The 16,784-nt window shown below is 67.0% G+C and carries 14 protein-coding genes; all 14 read right to left on the bottom strand.

Features of this window, described 5'->3' with window-relative positions:
- Positions 1–141: 141 nt before the first annotated feature.
- Positions 142–399, bottom strand: a complete 258-nt coding sequence (gene secG, locus AC1D0A_RS02360) for a preprotein translocase subunit SecG (protein WP_018772994.1) — start codon at positions 397–399, stop codon at positions 142–144.
- 48 nt (positions 400–447) lie between these two features.
- Positions 448–1,263, bottom strand: coding sequence for a triose-phosphate isomerase (tpiA, locus tag AC1D0A_RS02355; RefSeq protein WP_476945107.1), 816 nt, complete (start codon positions 1,261–1,263; stop codon positions 448–450).
- Between the two features lie 108 nt (positions 1,264–1,371).
- Positions 1,372–2,598: a phosphoglycerate kinase gene (locus tag AC1D0A_RS02350; RefSeq protein ID WP_243177727.1), complete on the bottom strand. Its 1,227-nt coding sequence runs from the start codon at positions 2,596–2,598 to the stop codon at positions 1,372–1,374.
- A gap of 10 nt (positions 2,599–2,608) precedes the next feature.
- Positions 2,609–3,619: a type I glyceraldehyde-3-phosphate dehydrogenase gene (gap, locus tag AC1D0A_RS02345; RefSeq protein WP_028276841.1), complete on the bottom strand. Its 1,011-nt coding sequence runs from the start codon at positions 3,617–3,619 to the stop codon at positions 2,609–2,611.
- A gap of 287 nt (positions 3,620–3,906) precedes the next feature.
- Positions 3,907–4,530 (bottom strand): superoxide dismutase, encoded by a 624-nt coding sequence (locus tag AC1D0A_RS02340; RefSeq protein WP_243177729.1) that lies wholly within the window; start codon positions 4,528–4,530, stop codon positions 3,907–3,909.
- A gap of 168 nt (positions 4,531–4,698) precedes the next feature.
- Positions 4,699–5,679, bottom strand: coding sequence for a DNA-binding protein WhiA (gene whiA, locus AC1D0A_RS02335; protein ID WP_018772999.1), 981 nt, complete (start codon positions 5,677–5,679; stop codon positions 4,699–4,701).
- 10 nt (positions 5,680–5,689) lie between these two features.
- A complete protein-coding gene (locus AC1D0A_RS02330) occupies positions 5,690–6,709 on the bottom strand; it encodes a gluconeogenesis factor YvcK family protein (RefSeq protein ID WP_028276839.1) in 1,020 nt (339 codons plus the stop codon).
- Positions 6,709–7,632: an RNase adapter RapZ gene (gene rapZ, locus AC1D0A_RS02325; protein WP_018773001.1), complete on the bottom strand. Its 924-nt coding sequence runs from the start codon at positions 7,630–7,632 to the stop codon at positions 6,709–6,711. The genes AC1D0A_RS02330 and rapZ overlap by 1 nt, the downstream gene beginning before the upstream one ends.
- A 120-nt stretch (positions 7,633–7,752) precedes the next feature.
- Positions 7,753–9,762 carry an excinuclease ABC subunit UvrC gene (gene uvrC / locus AC1D0A_RS02320; protein WP_476945106.1) on the bottom strand — a complete coding sequence of 670 codons (2,010 nt, stop codon included), beginning with the start codon at positions 9,760–9,762 and terminating at the stop codon, positions 7,753–7,755.
- 79 nt (positions 9,763–9,841) lie between these two features.
- Positions 9,842–10,510 (bottom strand): lysophospholipid acyltransferase family protein, encoded by a 669-nt coding sequence (locus tag AC1D0A_RS02315; protein WP_026266350.1) that lies wholly within the window; start codon positions 10,508–10,510, stop codon positions 9,842–9,844.
- Positions 10,497–11,273 (bottom strand): HAD hydrolase-like protein, encoded by a 777-nt coding sequence (locus tag AC1D0A_RS02310; protein WP_476945105.1) that lies wholly within the window; start codon positions 11,271–11,273, stop codon positions 10,497–10,499. Before AC1D0A_RS02310 ends, AC1D0A_RS02315 begins: the two co-directional genes overlap by 14 nt.
- Before the next feature lie 175 nt (positions 11,274–11,448).
- Positions 11,449–14,397: an excinuclease ABC subunit UvrA gene (uvrA, locus tag AC1D0A_RS02305; RefSeq protein ID WP_028276836.1), complete on the bottom strand. Its 2,949-nt coding sequence runs from the start codon at positions 14,395–14,397 to the stop codon at positions 11,449–11,451.
- Positions 14,398–14,464: 67 nt separating this feature from the next.
- On the bottom strand, positions 14,465–14,857 hold the full coding sequence (locus AC1D0A_RS02300; protein WP_476945104.1) for a GntR family transcriptional regulator: 393 nt from the start codon (positions 14,855–14,857) through the stop codon (positions 14,465–14,467).
- Positions 14,854–16,695, bottom strand: coding sequence for an ABC transporter ATP-binding protein (locus tag AC1D0A_RS02295; protein WP_459385994.1), 1,842 nt, complete (start codon positions 16,693–16,695; stop codon positions 14,854–14,856). Before AC1D0A_RS02295 ends, AC1D0A_RS02300 begins: the two co-directional genes overlap by 4 nt.
- Positions 16,696–16,784: the final 89 nt, after the last annotated feature.

The raw sequence follows: 16,784 nt of genomic DNA, 5'->3' as shown, positions 1-16,784 counted from the left end.
ATCCGGAAGCAGAATGCAGCATCGGGAACTCCTGGCTACGTAGCTGGTGGAAGTGCAAGACGACAGCCACAGTGTAGTTCGTGAGTTCCCGATGCCGGGAGGGCCATAAGGACCCCATATGAAGTTTTCGAAACGGGCGTCCTAGGAATCGGCGCCTGTGCTGAACCGCATGAGCAGCCCGAGGGCGATGATCACCACGCCCCAGGTGATTCCCAGGATGACCGTGAACCGGTTGAGGTTCCGTTCCGCGACGCCGGAGGAGCTCAGGCCCGAGCTCATGCCGCCGCCGAACATGTCGGACAGGCCGCCTCCGCGTCCCTTATGGAGCAGGATGAGCAACGTCAGCAGGAGGCTGGTGATGCCCAGGAGGACCTGCAGAATGACATGAAGAACGTCCACGACGGCCTTTCAGAAGGATTGGATTGCGGGGGTCAGGCTGTGTCCGGACTAATCCGTCAACAGGTGACTCTCGAACCTGACAATATTAGCAAACTCGGCAGCGTACAGGCTGGCACCGCCGACCAGCAAGCCGTCGACGTCGCGCTCCTTCAGGATCGAGGCCGCGTTGTTGGCCTTGACCGAGCCGCCGTACAGCAGGCGGGTCTTGGCGGCGACGTCTGCTCCGAAGAGGGTGGACAGTTCGGCACGGATGGCGGCGCACATTTCCTGCGCGTCCTCCGGGCCCGCGACCTCGCCGGTGCCGATGGCCCACACGGGCTCGTAGGCAACTACGAGTTCGGCGGCCTGCTCCGGGGTGAGGCCTTCGACGCAGGCGCGCAGCTGGGCGAGGGTGTGGTCCACGTGGGTGCCGGCCTGCCGGATCTCCAGGCCTTCACCGACGCAGAGGACCGGGGTGATGCCGTGCCGGAAGGCGGCTTTGGTCTTGGCGTTGAGCACGGCGTCGGACTCGTTGTGGATGGTGCGGCGTTCGCTGTGGCCGACCAGGACGTAGCTGCAGGCAAGCTTGGCGAGGAACTGGCCGGAAATGTCGCCCGTGTAGGCGCCGGAGTCGAACTGGGAAAGGTCCTGGCCACCATAGACGACGGCGAGTTCGTCGCCCTGGACCAGGGTCTGGACGCCGCGGAGATCCGTGAACGGCGGGAAGACGGCGACCTCCACCCGGCTGTAGTCGTGCTTGGCGTCGGACAGGGTCCACGCGAGCTTCTGCAGGAGGGTGATGCCCTGGACGTGGTCCATGTTCATCTTCCAGTTGCCGGCGATGAAGGGCTTGCGGTCGAATTTACCGTTGGTTGACGTGGTCACGTGATCTCCAGGAGTTCTTGGTGTGTGGGAGCAGCCGGCAGGGCGCCCGGTTCCCTGCGGAGGGCGCCCTGCCGGCTCAAATGCCGGTGCTTTTAGCGGTCAGTGCTTCTAACGGTCCAGGACGCTCAGGCCGGGGAGTTCCTTGCCTTCAAGGTACTCCAGACTTGCGCCGCCGCCGGTGGAAATGTGGCCGAACGCCTCATCGGCGAAGCCGAGTGTCCGGACCGCTGCCGCCGAGTCGCCGCCGCCAACCACGGTGAACGCGTCCGTCTCGGTCAGGGCCTGGGCGATGGCCCGGGTACCGCCGGCGAAGGCCGCGAATTCGAACACGCCCATGGGCCCGTTCCAGAACACCGTCCGGGCGCCCTTGATCCGTTCCGCGAACGCCGCTGCCGAGACCGGCCCGATGTCCAGCCCGATGCCCTGGGCTCCGAAGCTGCCCGACTCGATGGCGTCGGCCGCAACGGTCTCGTGCTCGGCGTCGGCGGCGAACTTGCCCGCCACCACAACATCGGTGGGCACGACGAACTCGGTACCGGCGTCGGCGGCGCGCTTCAGGTAGTCCTGGACGACCGGGATCTGGTCCTCTTCGAGCAGGCTGCCCGCGACCTTGTGACCCGCGGCGGCGAGGAAGGTGAACAGCATGCCGCCGCCCACCAGGATCGTGTCCGCCTTGCCCAGGAGGTTGTCGATCACAGCGAGCTTGTCGGAGACCTTGGAACCGCCGAGGACAACGACGTAGGGCCGCTGGGTGTCCGTGGTGAGCTTGCGCAACACCTCGACCTCCGTGCGGACAAGGTCGCCCTGGTAGGACGGCAGCCGCGTTGCGACGTCGTACACGCTGGCGTGCTTGCGGTGCACCGCACCGAAGGCATCATCGACGAAGGCGCCGTTGTCGCCGGTGAGGGCGACCAGCTCGTCCGCGAAGGCGCCGCGCTCGGCGTCGTCCTTGGAGGTCTCCCGCGCGTCGAAGCGCACGTTTTCCAGAACCAGCACTTCGCCGTCCTGCAGCGCCGCGGAGAGCTCCTTGGCCGACTCGCCGACGGTGTCGGCGGCAAGTGAGACCTTGAACCCGGCAAGCTCTGCCAGCCGTGCGGCTGCGGGCTTGAGGGAGTACTTCTCCTCCGGGGCGCCCTTGGGGCGGCCGAGGTGTGCTGTGACCAGCACGCGGGCACCGGCGTCCGTGAGCTTCGCCAGCACTGGCAGGGAGGCCTTGATGCGGCCGTCGTCAGTCACTGTAGAGCCGTCGAGCGGCACGTTCAGGTCACTTCTGACCAGAACGTACCGCCCGCGGACACCATCAGCGATCAGTTCGTTGAGGGTGTGAAATGTCATGAGTCTTACCCTAGCCCAGCTTGGACGCTACAAGCTCCGTGAGGTCCACGAGGCGGTTGGAGTAACCCCACTCGTTGTCATACCAGGACACAACCTTGACCTGGTCGCCGATCACCTTGGTCAGGCCGGAATCGAAGATGGACGATGCCGGGTCGCCGACGATGTCGGAGGAGACGATCGGCTCGTCGGTGTAGGTCAGCAGGCCCCTGAGCTCCTCGGTCTCCGATGCTGCCTTGAGGGCGGCGTTGACTTCGGCGACCGTGGTCTCGCGGGAAACCGTGACGGTCAGGTCCGTGGCGGAGCCGGTGGGAACGGGCACGCGGATGGCGTAGCCGTCGAGCTTGCCCTTGAGCTCCGGCAGGACCAGGCCGATTGCCTTGGCGGCACCGGTGGAGGTGGGCACCATGTTGATGGCGGCGGCGCGGGCGCGGCGGAGGTCCTTGTGCGGGCCGTCCTGCAGGTTCTGGTCGGCGGTGTAGGCGTGGATGGTGGTCATCAGGCCACGCTCGATGCCGAAGGCGTCATTGATGACCTTGGCCAGCGGGCCGAGGCAGTTGGTGGTGCAGGAGGCGTTGGAGATGATGTGGTGCGTGGCGTTGTCGTACAAGCCGTCATTGACGCCCATCACGATCGTGATGTCCTCATCCGACGCGGGGGCGGAGATCAGGACCTTCTTGGCGCCGGCGTCGATGTGCTTCTGCGCATCGGCGGCCTTCGTGAAGAAGCCGGTGGACTCGATGACGATGTCGACGCCGAGCTCGCCCCAGGGCAGCTTCGCGGGGTCACGTTCGGCGAGGACCTTGATGATGTTGCCGTCGACGACGATGTTGCCGTCCTTGACCTCGATGGTTTCGGCCAGGCGGCCGCCCACGGAGTCGTACTTGAAGAGGTGAGCGAGGGCTTCCGGGCTGGTGAGGTCGTTGACCGCAACGATCTCAAGGTCTGCGCCCTGTGCGAGGGCGGCGCGGAAGTAGTTGCGGCCGATACGGCCAAAGCCGTTGATGCCAATACGGGTCGTCACGTTTTCAGTCTCCTTGGTGCTCTTGCGAGCACGACTAGTTGAGAAGGCGTTCAAGCCAACTAACAGATCCCGCACGCCATTGGGCAGAGATAATTACCAGATCGGAGGGCGACCAGCCACATTGCTGAAGGCTAACCGCCTTCCGTGATCCATCTTACGTTTAACCGGGACTGCCCCCGCAAGTGCAGGGGCAGTCCGTCCACATTTCGGGCCGAAGGGCCCGTAATGTGAGGTTTGTTACAAACACAAGTCGATTCCGTCACCCTGTGCAGGGTATAGGGACCTGCCTAGAGGGTGATGAGACCCGTCGCGTTCTTGCGCGCGGCGTCGAAGCGCTTGGCGACGTCGGCCCAGTTCACGATGTTCCAGAAGGCCTTGACGTAGTCAGCCTTGACGTTGACGTAGTCCAGGTAGAAGGCGTGCTCCCACATGTCCAGCATCAGCAGCGGGGTGGTGCCGAGTGCGACGTTGCCCTGCTGATCGTAGAGCTGCTCGATGACCAGGTTGCCGCCGATGGGCTCGTAGGCCAGGAAGCCCCAGCCGGAGCCCTGCAGGCCCAATGCCGCGGCGCTGAACTGCGCACGGAACGCGTCGAACGAGCCGAAGGCGTCGTCAATGGCCGCCGCGAGCTCGCCCTCGGGCTTGTCGCCACCGTCCGGTGAGAGGTTCTTCCAGAAGACGGAGTGGTTGATGTGCCCGCCGGTGTGGAACGCGAGGTCCTTGGAGAGGCGGTTGATGTTGGCGAAGTCGCCCTTTTCGCGCGCCTCGGCCAGCTGGGCCAGAGCGTTGTTGGCGCCGGCCACATAGGCGGCGTGGTGCTTGCTGTGGTGCAGCTCCATGATCCTCGCGGAGATGTGCGGTTCCAGCGCTGCGTAGTCATAGTCGAGCTCGGGCAGTACGTACTCGGTCACAAATTCCTCCAATGTCGTGGACGGGTTGTCCGGTTCGGTAACTCTTTCGATCGTGCATCCGGATGCGGGGCATCCGGAAAATTGCGGTGGGTCCAACCGCGACAACCAGCCGCGGCTCCCGGATATTTCATTCCCCGGGATATTCCTGCTGTTGATTCTAGGGGCGGGCTAGTCGTCGAGCATTTCCGGCGTCACATTGGCTTCCGTGCCCGGGATGCCGAGGTCCTGGGCCCGTTTGTCCGCCATGGCCAGCAGCCGGCGGATCCGGCCGGCGATGGCGTCCTTGGTCATGACGGGGTCGGCGAGCCGGCCCAGCTCGTCCAGGCTGGCCTGTTTGTGCGCGACCCGGAGCTCACCGGCATACTTCAGGTGGTCCGGGACGTCGTCGCCCAGGATTTCCAGGGCGCGGTCCACCCGGGCACCGGCGGCCACGGCGGCCTGCGCGGAACGGCGCAGGTTCGCGTCATCGAAGTTGGCGAGCCGGTTGGCCGTGGCGCGGACTTCCTTGCGCATGCGGCGTTCTTCCCAGACCATCAGCGCGTCGTGGGCACCCATGCGCGTCAGCAGCGCGGCGATCGTGTCGCCGTCGCGGATCACCACGCGGTCCACTCCCCTGACCTCGCGGGCCTTGGCCTGAATACCCAGGCGGCGGGCGGCGCCGACGAGGGCCAGGGCCGATTCGGGGCCGGGGCAGGTGACTTCCATGGCCGAGGAGCGGCCGGGCTCGGTGAGCGAGCCGTGGACCAGGAACGCACCGCGCCAGACAGCTTCGGCGTCCGCGGCGGAGCCGTTCACCACTACCGACGGAAGGCCGCGCACGGGCCGCCCCCGCGCGTCCAGGAGTCCGGTCTGGCGGGCGAGGGCCTCACCGTCGCGCACCACCCGCACCACGTAGCGGCTGCCGCGGCGCAGGCCGCCGCCGGAGACGACGATGATCTCGCTCTGGTGGCCGTACACCTCGGCGATGGCGGCGCGCAGCCGCCGGGCGGTCGATGCGAGGTCGACTTCGGCCTCGATCACAATCCGGCCCGAGATGATGTGCAGCCCGCCGGCGAAGCGGAGCATCGCCGATACCTCGGCCTTGCGGACTGAGGACTTCTTGATATCCAGACGGGAAAGTTCTTCCTTGACTGATGCTGTCAGTGCCATGGCACCTTTCCTAACTATTCCCGAAAATATCGTGATACGCCGTCGCCAGCCGCAACGGATCGTGGACCGGACGGCGACCAGACGCCCCCACTTTACCCAAGACCACCTCGGCACCGAGCATTCCTGCCGCCGCCTCGAAGTCGGGCAGGTTCTGCACCGACGCCGGGTCGGCCAGGATGACGTCGATCGTGAACTCCGGCGCATATTCGCGCAGCACCCGGAGGTGGTCGGCGGCGGACATGCCGGCCGTCTCCTTGGTATCTGTGGCCAGGTTCATGGTCAGGCACCGGCGGGCAGCCGTGTTGGCGAGGGCCTCGCGCATTTCGGGCAGCAACAGGTGCGGCAGCACGGACGTGTACCAGGAGCCCGGCCCGAGGATCACCCAGTCGGCCAGCTCGATCGCCGTCAGTGCCTCGGTGCAGGCCGGAGCGTTCTCAGGCAAGAGCCGGACGTGCTCCAGGGACCCTGCCACCGCGCACTTGGCCTGGCCGGTGAGCGTCTGCAGTGCCGTGGCGCCGTCCGGGGCGGTGACCCGGACCTGGCCCTCGATGGTCAGCGGGACGCTGGACATCGGCAGGACTTCGCCGCGCGCGCCGAGCAGGGCGCCGGCCCACTTCAGGCCTGCGACGGTGTCGCCCAGGAGCTCCCAGAGCGTGACGATCAGGAGGTTGCCCATCGCGTGCTCATCGAGGGAGCCGCCGCGGCCTTTGCCGGGGGCGAAGCGGTGCTGCATGACGTCGCGCCACGTGCGGCCCCAGTCGGTGTCGTCGCACAGCGCGGACAGGGCCATCCGGAGATCACCGGGCGGAAGGACGCCGTACTCTTCGCGGAGCCGGCCGGAGGATCCGCCGTCGTCCGCGACCGTGACGACCGCGGTGAGTTCGGAGGTCAGCAGGCGCAGGGCCGACAGCGAAGCGGAGAGGCCGTGGCCGCCGCCGAGCGCGACGACGGACGGGCCTTTGTCCTGCTGGCTGGCGAAGGCCGCGCTGGCGGGCGGGACAAGGGGCAGCGGGCCGGTCAGCAGCGCCATTACTCGCGGCCCAGGTCCCGGTGCGTCGTGGTCACCGTGACGCGCGGATACTGCGCCAGCCTCCGGGAGAGCTCGACGGCGACCGCCACGGAGCGGTGCTTGCCGCCGGTGCAGCCCACGGCGATGGTGGCGTAGTGCTTGTTCTCCCGCCGGTACCCGTCCAGGACAGGTTCAAGGGCCAGGACGTAGCGTTCCACGAAGTCGCTGACGCCCTGGGCCTCCAGCACATAGTCGCTGACGTCCTTGTCCAGTCCGGTGTGCGGGCGCAGCTGCGGCACCCAGTGCGGGTTGGGGATGAAGCGGGCATCGGCCACGAAGTTGGCATCCACCGGCAGCCCGTACTTAAAGCCAAAGCTCATGACGTTCAGCCGCAGCGCCACCGGCCCGGTCTCGCTGAAGAGCTCGGTGATGGCGGTGGCGAGGCCATGGACGTTGAGGGAGGACGTGTCCAGGACGATGTCGGCGGTGTCCTTCAATTCACGGACCAGCTCGCGCTCGGCGGCGATGCCGTCCAGGATCCGGCCGCCGCCCTGGAGCGGGTGGGGCCTGCGGCCCTGCTCAAAGCGGCGCACCAGGACGTCGTCGTTGGCGTCGAGGAACAGCACGCGGAAGCTCACGCCGGTGGCTTCCAGGGCGCGGAGCGCCGCGCGCATGTCGACGAACAGTTCCTTGCTCCGGACGTCCATCACGACGGCGAGCTTGGACATGGAGTGCGGCGTCCGGGACACCAGTTCGGCGAGCGTGCCGAGCATCTGCGGCGGCAGGTTTTCCACGACATACCAGCCATGGTCCTCAAGGGCGTCCGAGGCGGTGCTGCGGCCGGCTCCCGACATTCCGGTCACCACGAGCAGTTCAGCCTCGACGGGTTTGACGGGTGTCATGCCGTCCGCATCCGTCTCGGATCCTGCCGTCGACTCTGCCATCAGTGAAGCCCCATCTCTGCCTGTGCGATTTGCTGTTTGTCAGGTTTGCGCGCCGGCCGCGGTGATGCCGCTGCCGTGCCGTACCCAAGTCTTTACCCTAGCTAAGTTTGGCGGCACTAGCTAAGCGTCGAGGATTTCGCCGGTGGTCATGTTGACGGCAGGAACCGGGGCGGCTTCCTCGACGCCGCCGCCAGCGAAGTGCCGGACGATCGCGGCGGCGAGGGAGGGGCCAATCCCCTTGGCGCCGGTGAGTTCGTCCTGCGTCGCGGCTTTGATCCCCTTGACGGAGCCGAACTCCGCCAGGAGGGCCTTGCGCTTGGATTCGCCCAGCCCGGGCACGCTGTCCAGGGCGGAGGCCGTCATGGCCTTGCCGCGCTTTTGCCGGTGGAAGGTGATGGCGAAGCGGTGGGCCTCATCGCGGATCCGCTGCAGCAGATACAGGCCGGCCGAGGCGCGTGGCAGGATCACCGGGAAATCGCTGTCCGGCAGCCACACCTCTTCGAGCCGTTTGGCCAGGCCGACCACATACACGTCCTCGATGCCGAGCTCTTCCAGCGCCCTTGCGGCGGCATTGACCTGCGGTTTGCCGCCGTCGACGACGACGAGGTTGGGCGGGTAGGCGAATTTGCTCCGCGGTGTTGGCGTCGTGGAGTCCGCGACCGCCGCGGCGGTTGCCGCGTCCAGAGCGGCCTGGTGCGCCGGTTTGGCCGCGGCCGCCGCCTGCTCGTCTTTTTCTTGAAGATAGTGCCGGAACCGCCGGGTCAGCACATCATGCATGGCCGCCGTGTCGTCAGTGGCCGCGGCGCCGGTCACGGCGAACTTCCGGTAGTCGGACTTTTTCGGCAGGCCGTCCTCGACCACCACCATGGAGCCGACCACGTTGGTGCCCTGAACGTGTGAGATGTCGAAGCACTCGATCCTCAGCAGCGCCACAGGAAGCTCGAGCGCTTCCTGGATTTCCTGCAGGGCCTGGGAGCGCATGGTGAGGTCGCCGGCGCGCCGGGACTTGTGAAGTTTGAGGGCGTGCTCGGCGTTTTCACGGACCGTGGACAGGAGGGCGGCCTTGTCTCCGCGCTGGGGCACGCGGATGTCCACCCGGGCCCCGCGCAGGCCGCTGAGCCATTGCGCGAGCTCCGGGGCGTTGCTGGGCTCGACAGGCACCAGCACTTCCCGGGGCAACCTGCCCTGGAGCCCGGCTTCCTCGCCGTAGACCTGCTGGAGCAGGTGTTCGACCAGTTCCGGGGTGGTGGAGTCCTCGACTTTTTCCACCACCCAGCCGCGTTGGCCACGGATCCGTCCGCCCCGGACGTGGAAGACCTGCACGGCGGCCTCGAGCTCGTCTTCGTGCAGGGCGAAGACGTCGGCGTCCGTGCCCTCGGCCAGGACGACGGCGTTACGTTCGAAGACCTTCTTCAGCGCCACGATGTCGTCCCGCAGCCGGGCCGCGCGTTCGTAGTCGAGCTCGGCGACTGCCGCGGCCATCTCCCGTTCCAGCCGGTTGACGAAGGGCTTGGCTTCGCCGCCCATGAACGTGCAGAAATCCTCGGCCAGGGCGCGGTGGTCGGCGGCGGAGATCCGGCCGACGCACGGCGCGGAACATTTGTCGATGTAGCCGAGCAGGCAGGGCCGGCCGCTGGCTTCGGCGCGCTTCAGCACCCCGGCGCTGCAGCTGCGGACCGGGAACACGCGCAGCAGGGTGTCCATGGTGTCCCGGATCGCGCCGGCGGTATACGGGCCGAAGTACCGGGTCCCCTTGCGCCGGTCGCCGCGCAGCACCTGGACGCGCGGGTACTTCTCCCCCATCGTCACGGCGAGGTACGGGTAGCTTTTGTCGTCCCTGAACATCACGTTGAAGCGGGGCGTGAATTCCTTGATCCAGGTGTATTCCAGCTGCAGCGACTCGAGTTCGCTGCCCACCACGGTCCATTCAACGCTGCTGGCCGTGTGGACCATCGCATAGGTTTTGGGCATGAGCCCGGCGGGATTGGCGAAATAGGTGTTCAGCCGGGCACGGAGGTTCTTGGCCTTACCGACGTAGATGACCCGGCCGTGCGGATCGCGGAAGCGGTACACGCCCGGATTGGTCGGAATTTCACCCGTCTGGGGTCGGTAACTCACTGGATCTGCCACACATCAAGTCTACTGAGCCGCCGGCGGTGCCGTTGCACGTGCACCGCAGCATGCCCGGCGGGCGCCGGGAGCAGGCGCGCTATTCGGCCGACTTGCTCTGGTTGTAGCTGGTGGAGCGTTCCTGGCCGCTCAGGTCCGCGATTGCGTCCATGATGCGGTCCGTGACCTGGCGGCGGGCCGGCAGGGAATGGTCCGGTCCGGTCTTCTCGAAGTACAGCGGCTCGCCGACCTTCATGGTGAAGTGCTGCGGTTTGACGGACTTGCTGTCCGCGGGCTGCAGGTGTTCGGTGCCGATCAGGCCCACCGGGATTACGGGCGCGCCGGTGGTCAGGGCCAGCCAGCCGACGCCGGTGCGGCCGCGGTACAGGATGCCGTCGCGGGAGCGGGTGCCTTCTGGATAGATTCCCACGCCCTTGCCGGAGTCGAGGATGTCCAGCAGCGTCTTCAGCGCCTGGACGCTCGCCGCCTGCTCGCCGCGTTCCACCGGAATGGAGCCCACAGCCTCGAAGAAGGACTTCATGGCTTTGCCTTTGATGCCGCCGGTGGTGAAGTACTCAGCCTTCGCGAAGAAGGCCACGGGCCGCGGCATGAGCGCCTGGACGATCACGCTGTCCAGGAACGAGAGGTGGTTCGGTGCCACGATGAACGGTCCGTCCTTGGGCACGTTTTCCAGGCCGATGACCGTGGGACGGCACGTGGTGGTTACCAGCCCCCGCGTGGTCCAGCGGATTGCGTCAAACATTGCCATCGGTGTGCACCTCGTTCAGGGCTGTGGTCCCCGGGCGTTCGGAGAGCCGGTTGATCGTCGCGTGAAGCGCCTCGGTGTTGTGCACGATCTCGACGGCACCGGCCGCGTGCAGTTCGCCGTCGGGCGCAAACCCCCAGCCTACGCCGATGCAGGCCAGTCCGTTCGCAGCGGCCCCGGCGACGTCCTGCGCCCGGTCCCCCACCATCACGGCCCGGCCGGCGGCCGCAGGGTCCGCGGCAGCGAGGTCCGAGAGCGCGGCGGCGACGATGCCGGCCTTGCCTTCGGGAACAGAGCCTGCGGGAACGGAGCCGTCGGGCACCGAGCCCGCTCCCGGGCTGGCGGCCTCGTCGGCGGCGGAGCCCCGGATGCTGTGGAAGAGTCCGGCGATGCCGTGGTGCGCCAGGACAGTGCGGGCAAGCCCTTCCGGCTTCTGGGTCGCGACGGCGATGGGCCGCCCCGCGGCGACGAAGTCCTCGAGGAGGCCGCGGATTCCCGGGTACAGCCTGCTCTGCGCTATTCCTGTGGATGCGTAGTGCGCCCGGTAGATGCGGATGGCGTCTTCCAGCTGTGCGGCCGGAACGCCGGCGATTTCCGTCAGGGAATGGCTGAGCTTGGGCCCAATCATGGCGTCCATCCGGGACTTGTCCGGAACCGGCAGGCCAAGCTCGATGAGGGCCGCGGCGATACCGTCGGTAATACCCCCGGCGGGATCGACAAGAGTGCCGTCAAGGTCGAAGATCACGGGCACTGTTGTATGCGTCACCGGCTTAGTTTCTCACGAGTGTGCTGTTGCCAGAAATTCGCATGCTCCTACGGGAATACATCGGGAATACATCACGCGATACATCAGCGGATACATCCGGTGAAAACCCTGTGGGGCGGGGACGCGCGCGGCGGAAGCTTACCTGCCCCGCCGCACGGTCCCTGGCGGCCGGTGTTCAGGCGAGGAGCTCGGCGAGGAACGCGGCCGTGTGGCTCTCGCTCGACTTGGCCACCTGCTCGGGGGTGCCGGAGGCGACCACACGGCCGCCACCGGACCCGCCGTCGGGGCCAAGGTCCACGATCCAGTCGGCGCTCTTGATGACGTCGAGGTTGTGTTCGATCGTGATCACCGTGTTGCCCTTCTCCACGAGGCCCTGGAGCACCATGAGGAGCTTGCGGATGTCCTCGAAGTGCAGGCCCGTGGTGGGCTCGTCCAGGACGTAGACGCTGCGGCCGTTGGAACGTTTCTGGAGCTCGGCTGCGAGCTTCACGCGCTGGGCCTCGCCGCCGGAGAGCGTGGTGGCGGGCTGGCCCAGCCGGACGTAGCCAAGGCCGACGTCGACGAGCGTGTTGAGGTGCCGTGCGATCGGCGAGAAGGCCGCGAAGAACTCGGCCCCTTCCTCGATGGGCATGTTCAGCACGTCCGCGATGGTCTTGCCCTTGTAGTGGACCTCCAGGGTTTCGCGGTTATACCGGGCGCCGTGGCAGACCTCGCAGGGGACGTAGACGTCCGGCAGGAAGTTCATCTCGATCTTCAGGGTGCCGTCGCCGGAGCAGGCCTCGCAGCGGCCGCCCTTGACGTTGAATGAGAACCGGCCCGGCAGGTAGCCGCGGACCTTGGCCTCGGTGGTTTCGGCGAAGAGCTTTCGGATGTTGTCGAACACGCCGGTGTACGTGGCCGGGTTCGAGCGCGGGGTGCGGCCGATGGGGCTCTGGTCGACGTGCACCACCTTGTCCAGGTGTTCGAGGCCCTGGACGGACTTGTGCCTGCCGGCCACCTGCTTGGCGCCGTTGAGCTTGTTGGCCAGGACCTTGTAGAGGATCTCGTTGACCAGGGTGGACTTGCCCGAGCCGCTGACGCCGGTGACGGCGGTGAAGAGGCCCAGCGGGAAACTGGCGTCGATGTTCAGGAGGTTGTTCTCCTTCGCCCCGACCACCTTGAGCTCGCGCTTCTTGTCGTATTTGCGCCGCTTCTTCGGGATCTCGATTTTCCGCCGGCCGGAGAGGTAGTCGCCGGTGAGCGAGTCCGTGTTTTCCAGCAGCTCCTGGTAGGACCCGGAATGGACCACCATGCCGCCGTGCTCGCCGGCGCCCGGTCCGATGTCCACCACCCAGTCGGCCTCGTGGATGGTGTCCTCGTCATGCTCCACGACGATCAGGGTGTTGCCGAGGTCCCGGAGCCGGGTGAGTGTCTCGATCAGGCGGCGGTTGTCCCGCTGGTGCAGGCCGATCGAGGGCTCGTCGAGGACGTACAGCACGCCCACGAGGCCGGAGCCGATCTGGGTGGCCAGACGGATGCGCTGGGCTTCGCCGCCGGACAGGGTGCCGGAGGGCCGCTCCAGGTTCAGGTACTCGAGTCCGACGTCGAGGAGGAAGGTCAGGCGGGCCTGGATTTCCTTGAGGACCTGGTGGGCGATCTGGGCCTCGCGGCCGGTGAGGACGAGGTTTTCGAGGAAGCCGGCGCATTCCCGCATGGGCAGCGCGGCGACCTCGGCGATTGACTTGCCGTTGATCAGCACCGAGAGCGACGCAGGGTTCAGCCGGGCACCGTTGCAGGCCGGGCACGGGACCTGGCGCATGTATTCCTCGTAGCGGTCGCGCGCATAGTCGGAATCGGTCTCGCCATGCTTGCGGTGGACGTACTGCACGACGCCCTCAAAGCCGGTGCTGTACTTGCGTTCACGGCCGAAGCGGTTGCGGTATTGCACCACCACCTTGTGGTCCTTGCCGTGCAGGACGGTCTGCCGGACGTCGGTGTCGAGCTTCTCCCACGCCGTCGTCATGGAGAAGCCGAGTTCCTCGGCCAGGCCGGCCAGCAGCCGGTTCCAGTACTCCGTGGTGGCGGTGCCCAGGGACCACGGCGCAATGGCCCCCTCGGAGAGCGAGAGCTCGGGGTTGGGGATGAGGAGTTCCTCGTCGACCTCCAGCTTGGTGCCGATGCCGCTGCACGCGCTGCAGGCGCCGAAAGGGTTGTTGAATGAGAAGGAGCGGGGCTCGATCTCATCGATCGCCAGGGGGTGCTCGTTGGGGCAAGCCAGGTGTTCTGAGAACGCCCTGATCCGCTCGGGATCGTCTGCTTCGAGGTCGACGAATTCGGCCAATATGCGGCCCTCCGCCAGTCCGAGGGCGGTTTCGACCGAGTCGGTCAGGCGCTGGCTGATGCCTTCCTTGACGACGAGGCGGTCCACCACCACTTCGATGGTGTGCTTGAACTGCTTGCCCAGCTTCGGCGGATCACTCAGGTGGACGAGCTCGCCGTCCACCCGGGCCCGCGAGTAGCCCTTGGCGGTGAGTTCCTTGAAGAGGTCCACGAATTCGCCCTTGCGGCCGCGGACCACGGGTGCCAGCACCTGGAAGCGGGTGCCGTCCGGGAGTTCGAGCAGCTGGTCGACGATCTGCTGCGGGGTCTGCTTGGTCACGGGCTCCCCGCAGACGGGGCAGTGCGGCCGGCCCACACGGGCCCAGAGCAGGCGCATGTAGTCGTAAATCTCGGTGATGGTTCCCACGGTCGAGCGCGGGTTCTTGGACGTGGACTTCTGGTCGATGGACACCGCCGGCGAGAGGCCCTCGATGAAGTCGACGTCGGGCTTGTCCACCTGGCCCAGGAACTGCCGGGCGTAGGCGGAGAGGGATTCGACGTAGCGGCGCTGGCCCTCGGCGAAGATGGTGTCGAACGCGAGGGAGGACTTTCCGGAGCCGGACAGGCCGGTGAACACGATCATGGCATCACGCGGCAGGTCCAGGTCCACGTTGCGCAGGTTGTGCTCGCGGGCGCCCTTGACGACGAGGCGCGTCATGTCCGGACGCTTCAGGACGGGGCGGGACGGGGCCGCATCCCGGACTGCCAGCGGCTCGACGACGGAATGGACTTCAACGGCTGGATCTTCAGCTACAGCTTTAGGCACGAATCTAATGCTAATCGAAAACTTCTTCGAAAAACTATTCCGCGCGCCACGGGCGGCGCCGGATGTGCTATTGGCGGTCGTAGGCGGCGGCCAGCAGCTGCACGGCCTCGGCGAAACTGGCGCCCTGGGCTTTGGCGGCGGCGGCGAACTCGGCGGCGGCGGCGGACAGCGAACTCCAGGCGGCATCGCGGGCACACACCACGGTCCCGTTGCGGCCCTTCGTCACTACGACGCCGGCGGCCTCGAGTTCCTTGTAGGCCCGCGCCACGGTGTGCGGGGCGACGCCCAGTTCGCCGGCGAGGCTCCGCACGGCCGGAAGCCTGGTGCCCGGCGCGAGTGTGCCGCTGTCGGCGCGTTCGATCACGTAGAGCCGCAGCTGTTCGAAGAGCGGGACGGAGCTGGCCGGATTGGTCCGCCAGGATCCGGGAAAACGCTCCCCCGCCGCGTCCGCGGGGCTCACTGTTCGGCCTCCTGGACGGCCGGGACCTGTTCGCGGCCGGCGAACTGGGCCTCGTACAAATCCTTGTAGAGCCCCTGCCGGGCCACAAGCTGCTGGTGGGTGCCGTGTTCAACGATTCGTCCGTGGTCCATGACGAGAATTAGATCAGCGTCCCGGACCGTGGACAAACGGTGCGCGATCACGAAGCTTGTGTGACCGTGCCGCAGCCGCTCCATGGCATGCCGGATCTGCACCTCAGTGCGGCTGTCGACGGAGCTCGTCGCCTCATCCAGCACCATGATGCTGCGCCCGGCGAGCTGCGCCCGTGCGATCGAGACGAGCTGGCGCTGGCCCCGGCTCAGGGAGTCGCCGTCGTTGCCGAGCATCGTGGCGTAGCCGGCCGGCAGGGACCGGACAAACTGGTCCACGTGGCTGGCGCGGGCCGCCGCGACGATATCGGCTTCGGTGGCGCCGGGCCGGCCGTATTCGATGTTCTCCCGGATGCTGCCGGTAAACAGCCAGGCATCCTGCAGGACGATTCCGAAGGCGCGCCGCAGCTCGTCCCGCGGGATGGTGGCGATGTCCGTCGAGTCCACCAGGATCCGGCCGGAGTCGAGTTCGTAGAAGCGCATCAGGAGGTTGACCACGGTGGTCTTGCCGGCACCGGTGTGTCCCACGATCGCCACGGTCTGTCCCGGGTCCACCGTGAAGGAGAGGTCCTTCACCACGGGGGTGCCGGGGCTGTAGCTGAAGCTGACGTGCTCGAACGTGACCCGGCCCGCCACTGCGCCGGGATCCAGCAGGTCGCCGGGCGTGCCCGGGGCAGGGGCTTTGCGTCCGTTGGAGGATTTGCGCGGGACATGGAGCTTTCGCGCGGCCGTGGCGCCTTGCAGCTTGCCGGCGCCGTTGGCCGAGACCGCCGGCACGGCGCTGTCCGCAGGGATCTCCGGGGCGTCCAGCAACTCAAACACCCGCTCCGCCGAGGCCAGGCAGGACTGCACGAGGGTCAGCATGCCGCCGATCTGGCTCACCGGCTGGCTAAAGAGACGGGAGAACTGGACAAAGGCCTGGATGCCGCCGATCGTCAAGAGCCCCGCGGTGACCTGCAGCGCCCCCACAACAGCAATCGCGATGTAGTTGAGGTTGGCGACAAACACCAGCAGCGGCTGCACGATGCCGGACAAATACTGGGCGCGGGTGCTCGATCGCGTGAGCTTCTCGTTGCGCTCCCGGAAGCTTGCCGCCGACTCTTCCTGCCGGCCGAAGGCCTTGACGACTTCATGCCCGGTGAAGAATTCCTCGAGTTGGGCGTGCAGTGCCCCCGTGCTGCTCCACTGCTCCTTGAAGTGCGGCTGGGAGTGCCGGGCCACGAGCACTGTGATCATCGTGGACACAGGCACCGAGAGGATCGCGATCAGTGCCAGCAGCGGCGAGAGCCACAGCATCATGGCGAGAGCGGCCGAGAGCATCAGGACGGCCATGATGAGCTGGTTGAGGAGCTGGTTGAGCGACTGGGAGATATTGTCGACGTCGTTCGTGGCCCGGCTGAGCACGTCGCCGCGGCGCTGTTCCTCGAAATGGCTGGACGGCAGCACATGGAGTTTTTGTTCCACGGAGCCGCGGAGGCCGTAGCTGAGGCGCTGCACCGCGGTGGCGGTCAGGCTGCCCTGAATCCAGCTGAACAGCGACGCCCCGACGTACATGGCCGAAACGGCCAGCAGCCGCTCGGCCAGCTGTTGCTCGTCGAGGGAGCCGCCCAGGAAGCCGTCGACGACGACGTCGGTGGCGTCGCCCAGCACCTTGGGCGCCGCTACGTTGAGTGTCACGAACGCGCAGGTCGCGGCGATGACGCCGGCCATCCGCCACTTCAGCGGCAGCAGCAGGCCCAGCAGTCGGGCGGCGGTGTGCCATTTGATGCGCTCCGGCACGCCGGGTCCCGCAACGGTCC

Source organism: Arthrobacter sp. P1_D4 (assembly GCF_056406115.1).
The sequence above is the reverse complement of the archived record's forward strand: the minus strand, read 5'-3'. Positions and strand labels throughout refer to the sequence as shown.